Below are 17929 nucleotides of genomic sequence, written 5' to 3' on the forward strand. Positions count from 1 at the left end.
CAGTGGGAGCGCATTATAGGGAGTTCTCATGAGGCTGCAACCCTAAATATGCAGTAATTTTACTGACTGCTGAAATTCACAGCAAAACCCCGCCTTATACCCTTTTATACACAGAGTTACCCACAGAACTGCCGATCTTTTTTCTTTCTAAGGGAGATGGAGATGACGAAAATCGGACAACCTGAATGAAAAAGAAAAATTCGCGAGCGTTGCGCAAACGTTTTCGTTACAATGCGACCGCAAAACAAGGATGCCCCGTAAGGGGCGTTAGCTGAGTTTTTTGCGAAAAATTCAGCTAACGCTCTCTGTAATAGTCAAATCCAGGGGATTTACCATGCAACAACGTCGTCCAGTCCGCCGCGCCCTGCTCAGTGTCTCTGACAAGGCCGGTATCGTTGAATTCGCCCAGGCACTCTCCGCACGTGGTGTGGCGCTGCTCTCTACCGGTGGCACAGCGCGCCTGTTAGCAGATAAAGGTTTGCCGGTGACCGAAGTTTCCGATTACACCGGTTTCCCGGAAATGATGGATGGACGCGTAAAAACTCTGCATCCAAAAGTACACGGCGGTATTCTGGGGCGTCGCGGCCAGGATGATGCCATCATGGAACAGCACCACATTGAGCCTATCGATATGGTGGTCGTTAACCTGTATCCGTTCGCCCAGACCGTTGCCCGTGAAGGCTGCTCGCTGGAAGATGCAGTTGAGAACATCGATATCGGCGGCCCGACGATGGTGCGCTCCGCAGCGAAGAACCATAAAGATGTTGCCATCGTGGTGAAGAGCAGCGACTACGACGCCATTATTAAAGAGATGGATGCTAACGAAGGTTCGCTTCTGCTTGCTACCCGTTTCGATCTCGCCATCAAAGCTTTCGAACACACCGCCGCCTACGACAGTATGATTGCCAACTACTTCGGCAGCATGGTTCCGGCCTATCACGGCGAAAGTAAAGACGCCGCCGGTCGCTTCCCACGCACGCTGAATCTGAACTTCATTAAGAAGCAGGATATGCGCTATGGCGAAAACAGCCACCAGCAGGCTGCCTTCTATATAGAAGAGAATGTGAAAGAAGCCTCTGTTGCCACCGCAACCCAGGTTCAGGGTAAAGCCCTTTCCTACAACAACATCGCCGATACCGATGCGGCGCTGGAGTGCGTGAAAGAGTTCGCCGAACCGGCCTGTGTGATTGTGAAACACGCTAACCCTTGCGGCGTAGCTATCGGTAATTCCCTTCTTGATGCTTACGATCGTGCGTATAAAACCGATCCGACTTCCGCATTCGGCGGCATTATAGCCTTTAACCGCGAGCTGGATGCCGAAACCGCACAGGCCATCATTTCTCGTCAGTTTGTCGAAGTGATCATTGCGCCGTCCGCCAGCGAAGATGCCCTGAAAATCACTGCCGCCAAACAGAACGTGCGCGTTCTGACCTGTGGTCAGTGGGCCGAACGTGTTCCAGGCCTCGATTTCAAACGTGTGAATGGCGGCTTGCTGGTTCAGGATCGTGACCTGGGGATGGTCGGTGCAGAAGAACTGCGCGTCGTCACCAAACGTCAGCCGACCGAGCAGGAACTGCGTGATGCGCTGTTCTGCTGGAAAGTGGCGAAGTTCGTGAAATCCAACGCTATCGTCTATGCCAAAGGCAATATGACTATCGGTATTGGTGCAGGCCAGATGAGCCGCGTGTACTCCGCCAAAATCGCCGGTATTAAAGCTGCCGATGAAGGTCTGGAAGTGAAAGGTTCGTCAATGGCTTCCGATGCATTCTTCCCGTTCCGCGACGGTATTGATGCTGCCGCCGCTGCAGGCGTGACCTGCGTTATTCAGCCTGGCGGTTCAATCCGTGACGACGAAGTGATTGCCGCTGCTGACGAGCACGGTATTGCGATGCTCTTTACCGACATGCGCCACTTCCGCCATTAATGGAGCGACAAATGAAAGTATTAGTGATTGGTAACGGCGGGCGCGAGCACGCGCTGGCCTGGAAAGCGGCGCAGTCGCCGCTGGTTGAGACCGTATTTGTCGCACCGGGTAATGCGGGAACGGCGCTGGAGCCTGCGCTGCAAAACGTCGCTATCGGCGTGACCGATATCCCGGCGCTGCTGGACTTCGCGCAAAACGAAAAGGTAGATCTGACCATTGTCGGCCCGGAAGCGCCGCTGGTGAAAGGTGTAGTGGATACCTTCCGCGCCGCCGGGCTGAAAATCTTCGGCCCAACGGCAGGTGCCGCGCAGCTGGAAGGTTCTAAAGCGTTTACCAAAGATTTCCTGGCCCGCCATAAGATCCCCACGGCGGAATACCAGAACTTCACCGAGGTAGAACCTGCACTGGCGTATCTGCGTGAGAAAGGCGCGCCGATCGTCATTAAAGCTGACGGTCTGGCAGCGGGTAAAGGCGTGATCGTGGCGATGACGCTGGAAGAAGCGGAAGCGGCTGTTCACGATATGCTGGCAGGCAACGCTTTTGGCGACGCGGGTCATCGCATTGTTATCGAAGAGTTTCTCGACGGCGAAGAAGCGAGCTTTATCGTGATGGTGGACGGCGAGCATGTGCTGCCGATGGCCACCAGTCAGGATCACAAACGTGTAGGCGATAAAGATACCGGGCCGAACACCGGCGGAATGGGCGCTTACTCTCCTGCGCCGGTGGTGACCGATGAGGTTCATCAGCGCACCATGGAACGTATCATCTGGCCAACCGTGAAAGGCATGGCGGCGGAAGGTAATACCTACACTGGCTTTCTCTACGCAGGCCTGATGATCGATAAACAGGGCAATCCGAAGGTTATCGAATTCAACTGCCGCTTTGGCGATCCGGAAACCCAGCCGATTATGCTGCGCATGAAGTCCGACCTGGTTGAACTCTGCCTGGCGGCCTGTGAAGGCAAGCTGGACGAGAAAACATCCGAGTGGGATGAACGCGCCTCGCTTGGCGTAGTGATGGCAGCGGGCGGTTATCCAGGTGATTACCGCACCGGTGACGTGATCCACGGTCTGCCGCTGGAAGAAGTGGAAGGCGGTAAAGTGTTCCATGCGGGTACAAAACTGGCAGATGACGAGCAGGTGGTGACCAGCGGCGGGCGCGTGCTGTGCGTGACGGCGCTGGGACATACCGTTGAGGAAGCCCAGAAACGCGCCTACACACTGTTGAACGATATTCACTGGGACGGTAGCTTTAGCCGTACTGATATTGGTTATCGGGCAATTGCGCGCGAGCGAGGCGAGTAACTAACGATCCCAGATGCCCGGTGATACACCGGGCCAAGCCACCAGCTCTTAAGCGAAAGGCTTAAAAATTCTTTTCTGTTGGCTGCCAGGTACAGTAGTCCTGGTTAGCAACCAGCAACAGTTGCGTCCCTTCTGGCGATTCCAGCCAGGCAATACTCACCTCTACCGATGAACGACGCTGACGGTTTTCAACATGCGCCAACGCGCGGCTATCGAGGTCAGGCTTCACCACCTCACCTTCGCAGGTCGTTACGCTGTGATCCGCATGCCAGCGCCCCTGACGCAGTACAACGCGCCCCTGACGCAATGCGTCGCTGGTCTGGTGGATTTGCTCAGCGCGATAGCGGTAAAGCGCTACCTGGTCGCTGGAGAGCTGCTGCTTCTGTCCGTCAACTTCCCGCTGCATGAAGCTCAGTTCACCACGGCTGTCAAAACGGGCACGAATATGTTCGGAAGGCTTACTGTATATATTCAGTTCAATCAGCGAGAGCTGATCGCCCTGCCAGCGATATTCGCTGGTTGTAGTGGCCCCATTGTGCCACGGGCTGGAAACGGCGAGAAGATGGGTTTCTCCGCCGGAATCTTTGCGCCAGATGCGTACTGCACCCTGATCGTCAGCATAGCCGCTAGCGGTAAACGGCGGCAACGCGCTGTTATGGCTACAGGCAGAAAGCAACAGTATGCCACCTAACGCCGTCACAGAGCGCCAGATAGACAAAAGGGGTGAAACCACCCCTTCGCTAAAACTGTTCACTGCCACGCGGTCTTACTTAACTGCGTCTTTCAGTGCTTTGCCAGAAACAAATGCCGGCACGTTAGCTGCGGCGATTTTGATTTCTTTACCGGTCTGCGGATTGCGGCCAGTACGCTCAGCGCGGTGGTTCACTTTGAAGGTACCGAAACCAACCAGTTGTACAGCATCGCCTTCTTTCAGAGACTCAGTAATAGCAGCCAGAGTGGATTCCAGAGCAGCTTTAGCCTGGGTTTTGGACAGTTCTGCTTTGTCTGCAATTACATCAATCAGTTGAGTCTTGTTCATAAGTTATCCTTACAATGTGTTTATCGCTTGCTAAGCATCGAGTGCGACGAAAATGCCAGAAAAGCACTCTCCTGCATACACGCACCGATAGCCACTTTTTTTCGCCCCCCAAATGTAGACCAGACGGGGGGCGGAAGGGAAGCCTTCAGGCACGACAATTCAGGCGGTAAATCACGTTTTGTTGTCTCATTGCTTAAAATTTATACCAATATTGCTCTCACCAGCCTCTTTGAGGTCTGCGCGCAGGCCTTTTATCAGTTCAACATCACGTTCTTCACAGTCGGCTAAAACTCGGAAAATTTCCCACTGAATATCCCATTCCTGTTCCACCGCCGGGTTCTCTTTGAGCTCTTCATCGGTCATTTCACGACCAGCCTGAGTCATCTCCAGCATTGCCACGGTGGTGATAGAACTCTTACTGACTTCAATAGCGTGTTCCAGGGTTTCACCGCTTAAACGAGAATGCACCAGTTCACTCAATGCAACACAGGCATCAATCGCCGGATAAACGCCATACATGTCGAAATCATCCGCCGCCGGGATCGCTTCTTCCAGCTTTTCGAGCTGGCTGTCGAAATTCACTTTGGCATCTTTTACCGTCAGCGTTTCCCAGATGAGATCCAGAATACGACGATAAACGTGCGGGTCGCCAAACGCAGACTCTTTACAGAACATGGCGTAGTTCGGGTACATGCGTTCGCACAGGCAGGCCATAAACGTGACGTGTTGCCAGCTTTCCAGCTTCTCCAGACGCAGGTGAATCGGGTTTTGTAACATGATGAGTTCTCAAATGCGGAAATTAGCCGCAGTTTACCTGAATTGTGGTTATTTTGCTGTAAGACGCACAAAGGCGGCGCGTTCAGAGGCGACAGCGTCTGCCCAGCGTGTAGGCTCCGGCAATCGATAGCCTTTCATACAGCGTTGCACCCACGCGAGTGCGCTATCAGTGCTGACGCGGTGCCCCGTCGCGATAAACAACGGATTACAGCGCGCTTTGCTGCGCCACACCCACGCCAGTTGCTCGCCTTTATCCATCAGCGGGGATAACGCGCCGGGTTCGCTGTCGAGCGGCTCGAATGTGCCGCAGAGACGTTTTTTCGCCACCCCTATCGTCGGCACGTCCACCAGCAAGCCAAAATGGCTGGCAACCCCCAAACGACGCGGATGCGAGATACCGTGACCATCGACAAATACTAAATCCGGTTTTTGCGACAGCTTTTCCCACACCGCCAGCAGCGCCGGGTATTCGCGAAAGGACAGGAAGCCGGGTATGTAAGGCATGGTGGTCGCAATGCGCGCCACCTGATACTCCACCAGCTCAAGCGATGGATACTTCAACAGCACCATCGCCGCTCGCGTCACGTCACCGCCCTGCTCAAAACCCACGTCAGCACCGGCGATCAGATCCGGGGGATCCTTATCCAGGCGATCCTCACGGATCACCGAGGAAGCAAGTTCGATTTGTTGAGCGCGTAGTGACGCGAGATCCATAACCACTCCTTACTGATGATAAGGTACAGAGAGACGATGTACTGCCTCGACAAACGCCCCGGCGTGTTCCGGCGGCACATCCTGATGGATGCCGTGACCGAGGTTAAACACATGGCCTTCACCCTTGCCGAAGCCCGCCAGAATGGACGCCACTTCTTCTTCGATGCGCGCAGGCTGCGCGTAGAGCATGGATGGATCCATATTGCCCTGCAGCGCAACTTTGTGGCCCACGCGGCGACGCGCATCGGCGATATCGGTTGTCCAGTCAAGACCCAACGCATCACAGCCAGTTTCCGCCATCGCTTCCAGCCACTGGCCGCCGCCTTTGGTAAACAGCGTGACCGGTACACGACGTCCATCGTTTTCACGCAGCAGGCCATCGACGATTTTATGCATGTAGTAGAGCGAGAATTGCTGATAATCGCGACCGGTGAGCACGCCTCCCCAGGTGTCGAAAATCATCACCGACTGCGCGCCAGCTTTAATCTGTGCATTCAGATAGAGGCTGACGCTTTGCGCCAGCTTATCGAGCAGCAGATGCAGCGTTTGCGGTTCGGCATACATCATCTTTTTGATCACGGTAAACGCTTTGCTGCTGCCGCCTTCGACCATGTAGGTTGCCAGCGTCCAGGGGCTGCCGGAGAAACCAATCAGCGGCACTTCGCCCTTTAGTTCGCGGCGAATCGTGCGCACCGCGTTCATCACGTAACCCAGTTCGCCTTCCGGATCCGGAATCGGCAGCTTATCAACATCCGCTTTGCTGGCGATCGGCGAGGTGAAGCGTGGGCCTTCGCCCGCTTCAAAATAGAGGCCGAGACCCATTGCATCCGGGATGGTCAGAATATCGGAGAACAGAATGGCTGCATCCAGCGGGTAACGGCGCAGCGGCTGAAGCGTCACTTCGCAAGCCAGCTCAGCGTTTTTGCACAGGGACATAAAATCCCCGGCCTGGGCGCGAGTGGCTTTATATTCCGGTAAATAGCGGCCCGCCTGGCGCATCATCCAGACAGGGGTGACATCCACAGGCTGACGCAGCAGCGCACGCAGGTAACGATCGTTTTTCAGTTCGGTCATTTTTCCATTCCTTGAGCTCTTTCACGCCAGTGTAACATGAGTGTCACTCATACTCTGCCCGGCAGAGTGCGACAGTATCTTCAATGAGTCGACGTGCAACGGTTCCCGGCGGCGGCAGTAACGGTAAATCGTCATAGCGATACCAGTTGGCTTCCAGCAGCTCTTTGGGGTCGATCACGATCTCGCCGCTGTCATACTCGGCCATAAATGCGGTCATCAGTGATTGCGGGAACGGCCACGGTTGGGAGGTAACATAACGCAGGTTTTTGATTTTTATACTGCTCTCTTCCATAACTTCGCGCGCGACGGCCTGTTCCAGCGTTTCGCCCACTTCGACGAACCCGGCCAGCACGGTGTGCACGCCGTTGCGATGACGCGTATGTTGTGCCAGCAGAATGGTGTCATCGCGACGGATGGCAACGATAATGCAGGGTGCGATTTGCGGATAATAACGTTGACGGCAGTGGTCGCAGAGCATCGCCCATTCAGTTTTGCTGGGGTGCATCGTATGCCCGCAATAGCCGCAGAATTTATGTGAGCGGTAAAACTCCGCCAGTTGTACACCACGCCCGGCGAGCTGGAACAACCCCACGTCCTGGTCGAGAATTTGCCGCAGCGAGCCCATATCATGGCGGCGCTGTTGCTGAATCAGCCACACCGGTGAGCCTTGCCACTCCCCAATCAACAGCGCACGTTGGCCCGCAAGATCGAAATTCCCCGCTTCACCCCAGGGTAATTCTCCGCCCGGCAACCACAATTTTTGTTCATGGCTGACGACCCACCAGCCGATGTCTAATTTTTCAATTATACGATCCATATCTATTGCACTACCTTTGCTTCACTGGCATGTTATTTACATTATCGTTACATCTTAGTGCGCAGTCTTTAAACCCACTTGTGCGGAGTCAATCACATGTTAAACCAGCTCGAAAGCCTGACGGAGCATGTTGGAGGCAGTAACAAACTGGTCGACCGCTGGCTAAACATTCGCAAGCAATTGCTTATCGCCTATTCCAACCTGATTGGTATTAAGCCTGGCAAAGAATCGTTTATACGGCTGAATGAAAAAGCACTGGATGATTTTTGTCAGCGACTGGTGGACTACCTCTCCTCCTGCCACTTCAGTATTTATGAACGCATTTTGCATAAATTGGAAGGCGACGCCGCGCTTTTAACGGCCACCAAAATCTGGCCAAAGCTGGAAGCCAATACCCAGCAGATTATGGACTACTACGACTCGAGCCTGGAGACAGCCATCGATCACGATAATTGTTTTGAATTTCAACAAGCATTGTCGGATATCGGTGAAGCGCTGGAGGCACGTTTTGTGCTCGAAGATAAGCTCATCATGCTCGTACTGGATGCGATGCACAATAACGCCGGGATCAAACGTCCCGCTTGAGATTTTACGCATTAACGCGTAGTTTACATTCATCGCCTCATTTGTGGGGCTACATCTTGTCGGAGTGCCACGTGTGAAAACACAGGCTGAGACCGTTAATTCGGGATCCGCGGAACCTGATCAGGCTAATACCTGCGAAGGGAACAAGAGTAATTCAGCATTATGCCTCTGCCTTCACGGGCGCTGTGCATCCATTACTCCATCCGTCGTCTGACAAGCCATATCCTTTTTACCTGGTATGCGCTATGTCTACTACAACACTCACTCGCCGCGAACAACGCGAACAGGCTCAACGCTTTATTGATACTCTGGAAGGCACCGCTTTCCCTCACTCACACCGTATTTATCTCGCAGGTACCCAGCCTGGCGTACGCGTGCCAATGCGCGAAATTCAGCTTAGCCCCACATTAATCGGCGGCACTGAGGATAATCCGCAGTACGAAGAGAACGAAGCGATTCCGGTGTATGACACCTCAGGCCCCTATGGCGACCCGGCAGAAAAAATTGATGTCCGCCAGGGCCTGGCAAAACTGCGCCAACCATGGATTGACGCGCGCGCCGATAGCGAAACCTTAACAACGCGCAGCTCCGCGTATACTCAGGCCCGCCTCGCGGATGAATTCCTCGACGAACTGCGCTTCACCGGTTTGCTGACGCCAAAACGCGCACGCCCCGGTAAGCGCGTCACTCAACTCCATTATGCTCGTCGGGGGGTAATCACCCCGGAGATGGAATTTATCGCCCTGCGCGAAAATATGGGGCGCGAGCGTATTCGTAGCGGAGTGTTGCGCCAGCAGCATCCAGGGCAAAGTTTCGACACACTGCTACCGCAAAATATCACACCTGAGTTTGTCCGTGCCGAGGTGGCGGCAGGTCGGGCGATTATCCCGGCGAATATTAACCATCCGGAATCAGAACCGATGATTATCGGGCGCAACTTTCTGGTGAAGGTGAACGCCAATATCGGTAACTCGGCCGTCACCTCTTCCATCGAAGAAGAGGTGGAAAAACTGGTGTGGGCAACCCGTTGGGGCGCCGACACGGTGATGGACCTCTCCACGGGCCGCTATATCCACGAAACACGCGAGTGGATCCTGCGTAACAGCCCGGTACCGATTGGCACCGTACCGATCTACCAGGCGCTGGAGAAGGTTAACGGGATCGCAGAAGATCTGAGCTGGGAAGCCTTCCGCGATACGTTGCTGGAACAGGCCGAGCAAGGGGTCGACTACTTCACCATCCACGCGGGTGTGCTGCTGCGTTACGTGCCGATGACCGCAAAACGCCTGACCGGTATTGTGTCGCGCGGTGGCTCGATTATGGCGAAATGGTGCCTCTCACATCATCAGGAAAACTTCCTTTATCAACACTTCCGCGAAATCTGTGAAATCTGCGCCGCCTATGATGTGTCGCTGTCACTGGGCGACGGCCTGCGCCCCGGTTCTATTCAGGACGCCAACGATGAAGCACAGTTCGCGGAGCTGCACACGTTGGGCGAGCTGACCAAAATTGCCTGGGAGTATGACGTGCAGGTGATGATTGAAGGCCCGGGCCACGTGCCAATGCAGATGATTCGTCGCAATATGACCGAGGAACTGGAGCACTGCCACGAAGCGCCGTTTTACACTCTGGGGCCACTCACCACCGATATTGCGCCAGGCTACGACCATTTTACCTCCGGGATTGGTGCAGCAATGATTGGCTGGTTCGGCTGCGCGATGCTGTGCTACGTCACACCAAAAGAGCACCTCGGCCTGCCTAACAAAGAAGATGTGAAGCAAGGCCTTATTACCTACAAGATTGCCGCCCACGCAGCCGACCTGGCTAAGGGCCACCCCGGCGCGCAGATTCGCGATAACGCCATGTCGAAAGCACGCTTTGAATTCCGCTGGGAAGATCAGTTCAACCTGGCGCTCGACCCTTTCACCGCCCGCGCGTATCACGATGAAACATTGCCGCAGGAGTCAGGCAAAGTTGCCCATTTCTGCTCAATGTGCGGGCCCAAATTCTGCTCCATGAAAATCACCCAGGAAGTGCGCGATTACGCGGCGAAACAGGCCGCAGAGGCCGGGATGAACGAAATGTCCGGTCAGTTTCGCGCCCGGGGTGGCGAACTCTATATCCCTCAGGAGAACTTATAATGTATCAGCCCCATTTTCCCCCGGTTCCTTTCCGTTTAGGACTCTACCCGGTTGTCGATAGCGTGGAGTGGATTGCGCGTTTGCTGGAAGCGGGCGTACGCACGATCCAGTTGCGTATCAAAGACAAACGCGACGACGAGGTAGAGGCTGATGTGGTTGCCGCGATTGAACTCGGTCGTCGTTATCACGCGCGTCTGTTTATCAACGACTACTGGCGTCTGGCGATTAAACACCAGGCTTATGGTGTGCATCTGGGGCAGGAAGACCTGGAAACCACCGATCTCAAGGCGATTCGCGCGGCCAATTTACGCCTTGGTGTATCGACCCACGATGATATGGAAATCGACATGGCGCTGGCGGCACAGCCTTCTTATATCGCGCTGGGTCACGTGTTCGCAACGCAAACCAAGCAGATGCCCTCCGCGCCGCAGGGACTGGAACAGCTCGCCGCGCATATTAAACGCCTGGACGATTATCCCACCGTTGCCATTGGCGGCATTAGCCTTGAACGCGCCCCGGCGGTACTGGCGACAGGCGTTGGCAGCATCGCTGTCGTGAGCGCGATTACGCAGGCCGCAGACTGGCGCGACGCCACCGCGAAACTGCTGGCTCTGGCAGGAGTGGGCGATGAATGATCGCGATTTTATGCGCTACAGCCGCCAGATGCTCTTGGAAGATATCGCCGTGGAGGGCCAGCAAAAACTGCTCGCCAGCCGGGTGCTTATCGTCGGGCTGGGCGGCTTAGGCGCGCCTGCGGCGTTGTATCTTGCCGGTGCGGGCGTCGGCACGCTGGTGCTGGCCGATGACGACGAAGTACACCTGAGTAATCTGCATCGTCAGATTGCCTTTTCCACGCACGACATCGCCCGTCCAAAAGCAGAGGCCACGCGTGCGCGGCTGGCGGAATTGAACCCGGATATTACCCTCGTCACACTTTCGCAGCGGCTGGCGGGCGACACGCTCAGACAGGCGGTGCAGGATGCGGATCTGGTGCTCGATTGCACCGATAACATGGCGACGCGCCAGGCAATAAACGCGGCCTGTGTGGCGCAGAACACGGCGCTGATTACCGCCAGCGCGGTGGGATTTGGCGGGCAGATGATGGTACTGACGCCGCCGTGGACGCAAGGTTGTTACCGTTGCTTGTGGCCTGACGATGCCGAACCGGAACGCAACTGCCGAACGGCGGGCGTAGTCGGCCCGGTAGTGGGAGTCATGGGTACACTGCAGGCGCTGGAAGCTATCAAGCTATTAAGCGGCATGCCCACCGGCAATACCCTGCGCCTGTTTGACGCACGCGCGCACCAGTGGCGAAACCTGGCGCTGCATCGCGCGGTGGACTGCCCGGTTTGCGGAGGTCGCCATGCAGATTCACTTTAATGATGAACCGATGCCGTGCGCTGAAGGGCTCTCCGTCACTGCCCTGCTCACGCAGCTTGAACAGTTAAAGCCGGGCGTCGCGCTGGCGCTCAATCAACAAATCCTGCCGCGCGAGCGTTGGGAACATCACATTGTGCAGGACGGCGATCGAATCCTGCTTTTTCAGGTTATAGCCGGGGGCTGACATGTTACGCATTGCCGATAAAAACTTTGATTCCCATTTATTTACGGGTACCGGAAAATTTGCATCATCAAAGGTGATGGTCGATGCCATTCGCGCATCGGGCAGCCAGCTTGTCACGCTGGCAATGAAGCGCGTCGATTTACGCCAGAATAACGATGCCATTCTGGAACCGCTGCGTGAAGCGGGCGTGACGCTGCTGCCGAATACCTCCGGCGCAAAAACGGCGGAAGAAGCGGTCTTCGCCGCGCAATTAGCCCGGGAAGCGCTGGGCACAAACTGGCTGAAACTGGAAATTCATCCCGACGCACGCTGGCTGTTGCCCGATCCTATCGAAACCCTGAAAGCCGCTGAATTGCTGGTCAAGGAAGGTTTTGTGGTGTTGCCGTACTGTGGCGCAGACCCGGTGCTGTGTAAGCGTCTTGAAGAAGTGGGTTGTGCCGCCGTGATGCCGCTGGGTGCGCCGATCGGTTCGAATCAGGGGCTGGAAACCCGCGCGATGTTAGAGATTATCATCGCTCAGGCAAATGTACCGGTGGTGGTCGATGCGGGAATTGGCGTACCAAGCCACGCAGCACAGGCACTGGAGATGGGCGCCGACGCGGTGCTGGTGAATACTGCCATTGCCGTCGCCGATGATCCTGTGATGATGGCGCACGCGTTTCGTATGGCGGTTGATGCCGGTATCCTGGCCCGACAGGCCGTTCCGGGTGCACGACGCGCGCACGCTGTCGCCACCAGCCCATTAACCGGTTTCCTGGAGGCCAGCGCATGAACACCTTCAGCGATCGCTGGCGTGAACTCAACTGGGACGATCTGCGCCTGAAAATCAGCAGTAAAACCGCGGCCGACGTTGAACGCGCGCTGGCCGCCCGCCATCTTACGCGTGACGATATGATGGCGCTGCTCTCACCTGCTGCTGCCGATTATCTCGAACCCCTGGCGCAACGGGCGCAACAACTTACCCGCCAGCGCTTCGGCAACACCGTCAGTTTTTACGTGCCGCTGTATCTTTCGAACCTGTGCGCCAACGACTGTACCTACTGCGGTTTTTCCATGAGCAACCGCATCAAGCGTAAGACGTTGGATGAGGCCGAAATCGCCCGTGAATGTGCGGCTATCCGCGCAATGAATTTCGAGCACCTGCTGCTGGTAACCGGCGAGCATCAGAGTAAAGTCGGGATGGATTATTTTCGCCGCCATCTTCCCGCCATACGCAGCCAGTTTTCATCGCTACAGATGGAGGTGCAGCCGCTCTCAACCGAAGAGTACGCTGAACTGAAAACGCTGGGGCTGGACGGGGTAATGGTTTATCAGGAAACCTACCACGAGGCGCAGTACGCCCATCATCATCTGAAAGGCAAAAAGCAGGATTTCTTCTGGCGGCTGGATACGCCGGATCGCCTGGGCCAGGCGGGTATTGATAAAATTGGCCTCGGCGCGCTGATTGGTCTGTCAGACAGCTGGCGGGTGGATTGCTTTATGGTGGCCGAGCATTTGCTGTGGCTTCAGCACCACTACTGGCAAAGCCGCTACTCGATCTCCTTCCCGCGCCTACGCCCCTGCGCGGGCGGTATTGAGCCAGCGTCATTGATGGATGAAAAGCAACTGGTGCAGGTGATCTGCGCGTTTCGCCTTTTCTCGCCGGACATTGAGCTGTCGCTCTCCACCCGTGAATCGCCGTGGTTCCGCGACAACGTGATCCCGCTGGCAATTAACAATGTGAGCGCTTTTTCCAAAACGCAGCCGGGCGGTTATGCGGACGATCATCCTGAACTGGAGCAATTTTCTCCACACGATGCACGCAGGCCGGAAGCCGTGGCGGATGCCCTGCGCGAGCGTGGTTTACAGCCGGTGTGGAAAGACTGGGACGGCTGGCTGGGACGCGCCTCGCAACCCTGAAGAGAGTGATGTAAGGGCATGATTTTCTCTGCGAAGAGCCTCGCAGAGCCTCACTTTGCGCGTTGTTGAATAGCACGTGGCGGAATACGCTAGCCCTCGTCAGCAGGATGTTGACCAGGGCGGCTCTTCCTTCCTCTTCCGCCCTGCCTCCCCTACGCTTTTAAGATAATCGGCAACTATTTTTGCGTCTCTGATTTGATTACCCTATAAACAATAAGGAAAGCATAAGTTTTTTATATCGCCGCACAACACCTCCTGGCCCCTTATACTTTTGCCATTCACCTTCTGGAACGAAGAAAACGTTATGAGTACTCATAGCAGGAAACTGTCGTTTACTACACCGATAATCATCAGTTTCGCTGGTATCCTTTTGAGCTTTCTGGTCATTGCAACCCTGGTGATGCTTAATCAGCGTAAAGATATCATTGAGGATTACCACCATATCAATCGTAACTTCACCCACAATATGGCGGTGAATTACATGGAATCTATCCTGCGCGAAGATGATTATATTTTAAGCCGCGCGACGGCGTTTTTATCGAACAATGAACAGCTGGACAATGTCGTCAATCGCGATCCGGAGAAAGGCACCGAGCTCATGATGCATCTGCTGGCGCTAATGCCAACAGTAACGTCTATTTCTGTCGCCGATCCTCATGGGAATTATTTGCGCGTCCCGCAGGTGATGGCGTCATCTGACAGCAGTGAGTTTGATGCCACCAAACGCCCCTGGTTCCGCGCTCAGGGCGATTCCGGGCTGTTTTCTCGATACACGCAGCCGTATACCGATTTCTTTACCCGCGAAACCACCATCACGATGGCCAAGCCTGTCGTTTCTCCGGATGGAAAATTGAAAGGAACACTGGCATTTCATCTGGATTTACCGTCAATGAGCTACACCCTGCGACAAATGCAATCGCCGGTCAGCGGGGAATTTTTTGTGGTTAATCGTAATGGTAAGGCGGTGCTTCACCCGGATACCACCCGCCTGTTCAGTAATATGGTGCCTGAAAAACTGATGGACCAAATGACCAACGCGGAAGGGGAAATACACGACGGGAAGAGCAAAACCTGGCTCTACTATTACTCATTCACTAACCCGGACTGGTTCGTCATTTACAAAGTGTCTGACCGTACGCTCGCCGACCTCGCCCATCACGAGACGGTAATTGTGGCCTGGGGATTTGCTGTAGCCGCCTTTGTCATCATCGTCTTCGGTCTCTATTTGCGCCACGCCTCGCGTTCCGTGTTAATGAACATCATCAATGCCATCAAAACCGGCGATGTTAACCGCGCGCCAAGGCTTGAAGCGATGTTAAGCAAAGCCATTGAAACCAATAAAGAGCGAGAAATGGCCTACGTTCGCCAGGCAACGATCGATGCACTGACCGGCTGTAAAAATCGTCGGGCCTTTGATAGAGACATTGCCGCCTTGATGAACGATCACCAACCGTTCGCACTGGCACTGGTCGATGTTGATAATTTCAAATCAATCAATGATACCTGGGGGCACCTTAACGGCGATATTGTACTGCGTAACGTCGCACGCGAAGGGTTACAGATTCTGCAACCGCATGAGATTTCGATTTATCGCTATGGTGGCGAGGAGTTTGCCGTTATCTTCCCGGCAACGCATATTGATTCCGCTCGCACTCTGCTGGAAAACTGGCGTGAGAAAGTCGCTCAACGTACGTGGCGTGAAGAGGGGCTCACCGTGACCTTCAGCGGTGGGCTGGGCGAATGGAATATGGAATCGCTGGAGCAGTTGATTGTTAGCGTTGACGAAGCGCTGTATAAAGCAAAGCAGCAGGGGAAAAACCGGATTTTGCGCACGACCGTGTCCTGATCTCCCTCCCTCTGAATAAGCCCACAGCCGTGGGCTTTTTTTACCCCACCAGCAAAAATGTAACCGGTTTCAGTTTTTTCAGCCTTTCTTTGTGATGGCTTACACACAATCGCCGCAAAGCAGTTGTTGAACCCTCTCTCCCGCGATAAAGATGTGACATCAAGGAACATGAGGGCGAATTATGAAGAACATCGTTTTATGCTGTGCTGCAGGTATGTCCACCAGTATGCTGGTTCAACGTATGAAAGACGCGGCTCAGAAGAAAGGTATTGAGGTTTCCATCAAAGCTGTGCCGGTCGCGGAATTCAAAGACAATCTTAATGAAGCCGACATCATTCTGCTTGGCCCTCAGGTCAAGTATGAGCAAGCTAAGCTGCAGGCGCAGGCCGATCCGCTGGGCAAAAAAGTGGCGGTTATCGACATGATGGATTACGGCATGATGAAAGGTGATGCCGTTCTGGAAAAAGCCCTCAAACTGATGGAGTAAGCTGGCATGGAAGATTTGGAAACCACCATTATGGAGCTGCTGGTTAACGCTGGCGCAGCACGTAGTGCCGCATTAACCGCGTTACAGCTGGCACGCAAAGGCGATTTCGCCGGTTCAGAAAAAGCGATGGCGGAGTCACACGACTACGTGAAGCATGCACATACCATTCAGACACAGCTTATTGGTCTGGATGAAGGCACCGGTAAATTACCGGTTAACTTGATCACCGTTCACTCTCAGGATCATCTGATGAACGCTATGGTGATTCAGGATTTAGCGACGGATATGATCGAACTCTATCGTCGCACCGCCTAATCAGACGCATTAGAGCAGGTGCCTTACGGCACCTGCTTTTTTATTACAGAAAACCGTACAGCCCGGCGAATACCCAGCCAAATACGCACGAGACACTCACGCCAATTAAGCCCGGCAGAATAAAGCTGTGGTTAATCACGAAGCGACCAATATGCGTGGTACCTGAACGGTCGAACTGAATTGCCGCCAGGTCGCTGGGATAGGTTGGCAAAATATAATAACCGTAGCAGGCAGGCGCTGAGGCCACGATATACGCGGGATCCACGCCAATCGCCAGTGCAACAGGAACAATCGCCGCCAGCGCTGCCGCCTGAGAGTTCACGAATTTCGAGACCAGCAGCAGCACAATTGCATAGGCCCATGGGTACTCTTTCACCATTTCGCCTAACACGCCCTTAATTTCAGACATGTGTGCACCGAACATGGTCTCCGCCATCCAGGCGATACCGTACACCGCAACAATCGCAATCATCCCGGAACGGAAGACTTCATTTTTGGAAATCGACGCCGGATTGGTTTTGGTGATGATGATAATCAGCGCACCGGAAAGCAGCATAAACATCTGGATGACCAGCACCATCGACAATGGCTTGCCGTCAAAGGCCGGGCGAAGTTCAGAGAACGCCCCCAGTAGTGCCACAACCGCAATGGATGCCAGGAAGATCCACATCGCTACCCAGTTACTGGTGGGCAGTTTTTTATCCAACAACGTCGCCGTATCGCCGTACACATAGTGACGGTTTTCCGGTACGGCAATAAACGCCTGGAAGGTCGGGTCTTTATCTAAATCCTTCCCGCGGAACCAGCTAAAAATACCAATCGCCAGAATGCCAAGCAGCGTTGAGGGAATGGTAATGGATAACAGATCGAGGAATTCAAGATGCTTACCGTTAAAGGTGAAATTACCAAGCATCGCCACTAATGAGACCACGGCAACGGAGACCGGGCTGGCTATAATGCCCATCTGCGCGCCGATAGAACTTGCCGCCATTGGACGTTCAGGCCTGATATTATTTTTGATCGCCACATCGTAGATGATCGGCAAAATGGTATACACCACATGTCCGGTACCACAGAGAATGGTTAGCGTGCAGGTCACGAAAGGCGCAACAATAGAGACATACTTTGGATTACGTCGCAGAAGTTTTTCGGCAATTTGCAGCATCACATCTAAGCCGCCAGATGCCTGAAGCGTTGCCGAAGCGGCCACCACAGCAATAATCACCAGCATCACATCGACAGGCGGTTTTCCTGGCTGAAGATGAAAAACAAAGACCAGAATAACCAGTCCGATGCCGCCCAGGAGGCCCAGCGCAATACCGCCTTTCCGTGCGCCGTAGAATAAACAAATTAAGATGATAATGAGTTGTATAGCAAATTCCATGCATCCCCCAAATCCTGTCCGTTAATATCCGCTATTTTGTCGTGCACTGATTATTGTTT

At 54.4% G+C, this 17929-nt stretch carries 19 protein-coding genes and 1 riboswitch; of the genes, 12 read left to right on the forward strand and 7 right to left on the reverse strand.

Annotation, left to right across the window (positions count from 1 at the left end; all coding sequences use genetic code 11):
• The first annotated feature begins 334 nt into the window (after positions 1-334).
• Entirely contained in the window at positions 335-1924 is a 1590-nt protein-coding gene (gene purH / locus ACOXYR_RS20310) for a bifunctional phosphoribosylaminoimidazolecarboxamide formyltransferase/IMP cyclohydrolase (RefSeq protein ID WP_189624527.1), read from the forward strand.
• An 11-nt stretch (positions 1925-1935) separates the two neighbouring features.
• Positions 1936-3228: a phosphoribosylamine--glycine ligase gene (gene purD, locus ACOXYR_RS20315; RefSeq protein WP_113859263.1), complete on the forward strand. Its 1293-nt coding sequence runs from the start codon at positions 1936-1938 to the stop codon at positions 3226-3228.
• 61 nt (positions 3229-3289) lie between these two features.
• Here purD and ACOXYR_RS20320 read toward each other — a convergent pair whose 3' ends face one another.
• The 6 genes from ACOXYR_RS20320 to nudC all read right to left on the reverse strand — a co-directional run bounded on the left by ACOXYR_RS20320 (position 3290) and on the right by nudC (position 7649).
• A complete protein-coding gene (locus tag ACOXYR_RS20320) occupies positions 3290-3982 on the reverse strand; it encodes a DUF1481 domain-containing protein (protein ID WP_108477143.1) in 693 nt (230 codons plus the stop codon).
• 12 nt (positions 3983-3994) lie between these two features.
• Positions 3995-4267 carry a nucleoid-associated protein HU-alpha gene (gene hupA, locus ACOXYR_RS20325; RefSeq protein WP_001044509.1) on the reverse strand — a complete coding sequence of 91 codons (273 nt, stop codon included), beginning with the start codon at positions 4265-4267 and terminating at the stop codon, positions 3995-3997.
• 186 nt (positions 4268-4453) lie between these two features.
• Positions 4454-5044 (reverse strand): YjaG family protein, encoded by a 591-nt coding sequence (locus tag ACOXYR_RS20330; RefSeq protein ID WP_113859264.1) that lies wholly within the window; start codon positions 5042-5044, stop codon positions 4454-4456.
• A 48-nt stretch (positions 5045-5092) separates the two neighbouring features.
• Positions 5093-5758, reverse strand: coding sequence for a deoxyribonuclease V (nfi, locus tag ACOXYR_RS20335; protein ID WP_113859265.1), 666 nt, complete (start codon positions 5756-5758; stop codon positions 5093-5095).
• Between the two features lie 9 nt (positions 5759-5767).
• Positions 5768-6832 (reverse strand): uroporphyrinogen decarboxylase, encoded by a 1065-nt coding sequence (gene hemE / locus ACOXYR_RS20340; protein ID WP_421356627.1) that lies wholly within the window; start codon positions 6830-6832, stop codon positions 5768-5770.
• A 43-nt stretch (positions 6833-6875) separates the two neighbouring features.
• Positions 6876-7649: an NAD(+) diphosphatase gene (gene nudC / locus ACOXYR_RS20345; protein ID WP_108477129.1), complete on the reverse strand. Its 774-nt coding sequence runs from the start codon at positions 7647-7649 to the stop codon at positions 6876-6878.
• 96 nt (positions 7650-7745) lie between these two features.
• Here nudC and rsd point away from each other — a divergent pair, with 96 nt between their 5' ends.
• From rsd to ACOXYR_RS20395, 10 genes are all read left to right on the forward strand, one after another.
• On the forward strand, positions 7746-8234 hold the full coding sequence (gene rsd, locus ACOXYR_RS20350; RefSeq protein WP_108477130.1) for a sigma D regulator: 489 nt from the start codon (positions 7746-7748) through the stop codon (positions 8232-8234).
• 50 nt (positions 8235-8284) lie between these two features.
• Positions 8285-8394: riboswitch (TPP riboswitch) on the forward strand.
• Between the two features lie 85 nt (positions 8395-8479).
• Positions 8480-10375 carry a phosphomethylpyrimidine synthase ThiC gene (gene thiC, locus ACOXYR_RS20355; protein WP_421356628.1) on the forward strand — a complete coding sequence of 632 codons (1896 nt, stop codon included), beginning with the start codon at positions 8480-8482 and terminating at the stop codon, positions 10373-10375.
• Positions 10375-11010, forward strand: coding sequence for a thiamine phosphate synthase (thiE, locus tag ACOXYR_RS20360; RefSeq protein ID WP_421356629.1), 636 nt, complete (start codon positions 10375-10377; stop codon positions 11008-11010). Before thiC ends, thiE begins: the two co-directional genes overlap by 1 nt.
• Complete coding sequence (locus tag ACOXYR_RS20365; protein ID WP_415729165.1) at positions 11003-11755, forward strand: HesA/MoeB/ThiF family protein; 753 nt, start codon at positions 11003-11005, stop codon at positions 11753-11755. The genes thiE and ACOXYR_RS20365 overlap by 8 nt, the downstream gene beginning before the upstream one ends.
• The gene (thiS, locus tag ACOXYR_RS20370; RefSeq protein ID WP_108477134.1) at positions 11739-11939 is read left to right on the forward strand and encodes a sulfur carrier protein ThiS; all 201 of its coding nucleotides are present in this window, start codon (positions 11739-11741) and stop codon (positions 11937-11939) included. Before ACOXYR_RS20365 ends, thiS begins: the two co-directional genes overlap by 17 nt.
• A gap of 1 nt (position 11940) precedes the next feature.
• Positions 11941-12711, forward strand: coding sequence for a thiazole synthase (gene thiG, locus ACOXYR_RS20375; protein WP_421356630.1), 771 nt, complete (start codon positions 11941-11943; stop codon positions 12709-12711).
• Positions 12708-13838, forward strand: coding sequence for a 2-iminoacetate synthase ThiH (gene thiH / locus ACOXYR_RS20380; RefSeq protein WP_108477136.1), 1131 nt, complete (start codon positions 12708-12710; stop codon positions 13836-13838). The genes thiG and thiH overlap by 4 nt, the downstream gene beginning before the upstream one ends.
• A 304-nt stretch (positions 13839-14142) precedes the next feature.
• A complete protein-coding gene (locus ACOXYR_RS20385) occupies positions 14143-15684 on the forward strand; it encodes a sensor domain-containing diguanylate cyclase (protein WP_421356631.1) in 1542 nt (513 codons plus the stop codon).
• Between the two features lie 181 nt (positions 15685-15865).
• Positions 15866-16171 (forward strand): PTS sugar transporter subunit IIB, encoded by a 306-nt coding sequence (locus ACOXYR_RS20390; protein ID WP_108477138.1) that lies wholly within the window; start codon positions 15866-15868, stop codon positions 16169-16171.
• A gap of 6 nt (positions 16172-16177) precedes the next feature.
• On the forward strand, positions 16178-16486 hold the full coding sequence (locus ACOXYR_RS20395; RefSeq protein WP_108477139.1) for a PTS lactose/cellobiose transporter subunit IIA: 309 nt from the start codon (positions 16178-16180) through the stop codon (positions 16484-16486).
• A gap of 43 nt (positions 16487-16529) precedes the next feature.
• Here the strand turns inward: ACOXYR_RS20395 and dcuB are convergent, their stop codons facing one another.
• On the reverse strand, positions 16530-17870 hold the full coding sequence (dcuB, locus tag ACOXYR_RS20400) for an anaerobic C4-dicarboxylate transporter DcuB (RefSeq protein ID WP_108477140.1): 1341 nt from the start codon (positions 17868-17870) through the stop codon (positions 16530-16532).
• Between the last annotated feature and the right edge of the window lie 59 nt (positions 17871-17929).

It is taken from the genome of Pseudocitrobacter faecalis, assembly GCF_965231525.1.
Lineage (GTDB): Bacteria > Pseudomonadota > Gammaproteobacteria > Enterobacterales > Enterobacteriaceae > Pseudocitrobacter > Pseudocitrobacter faecalis.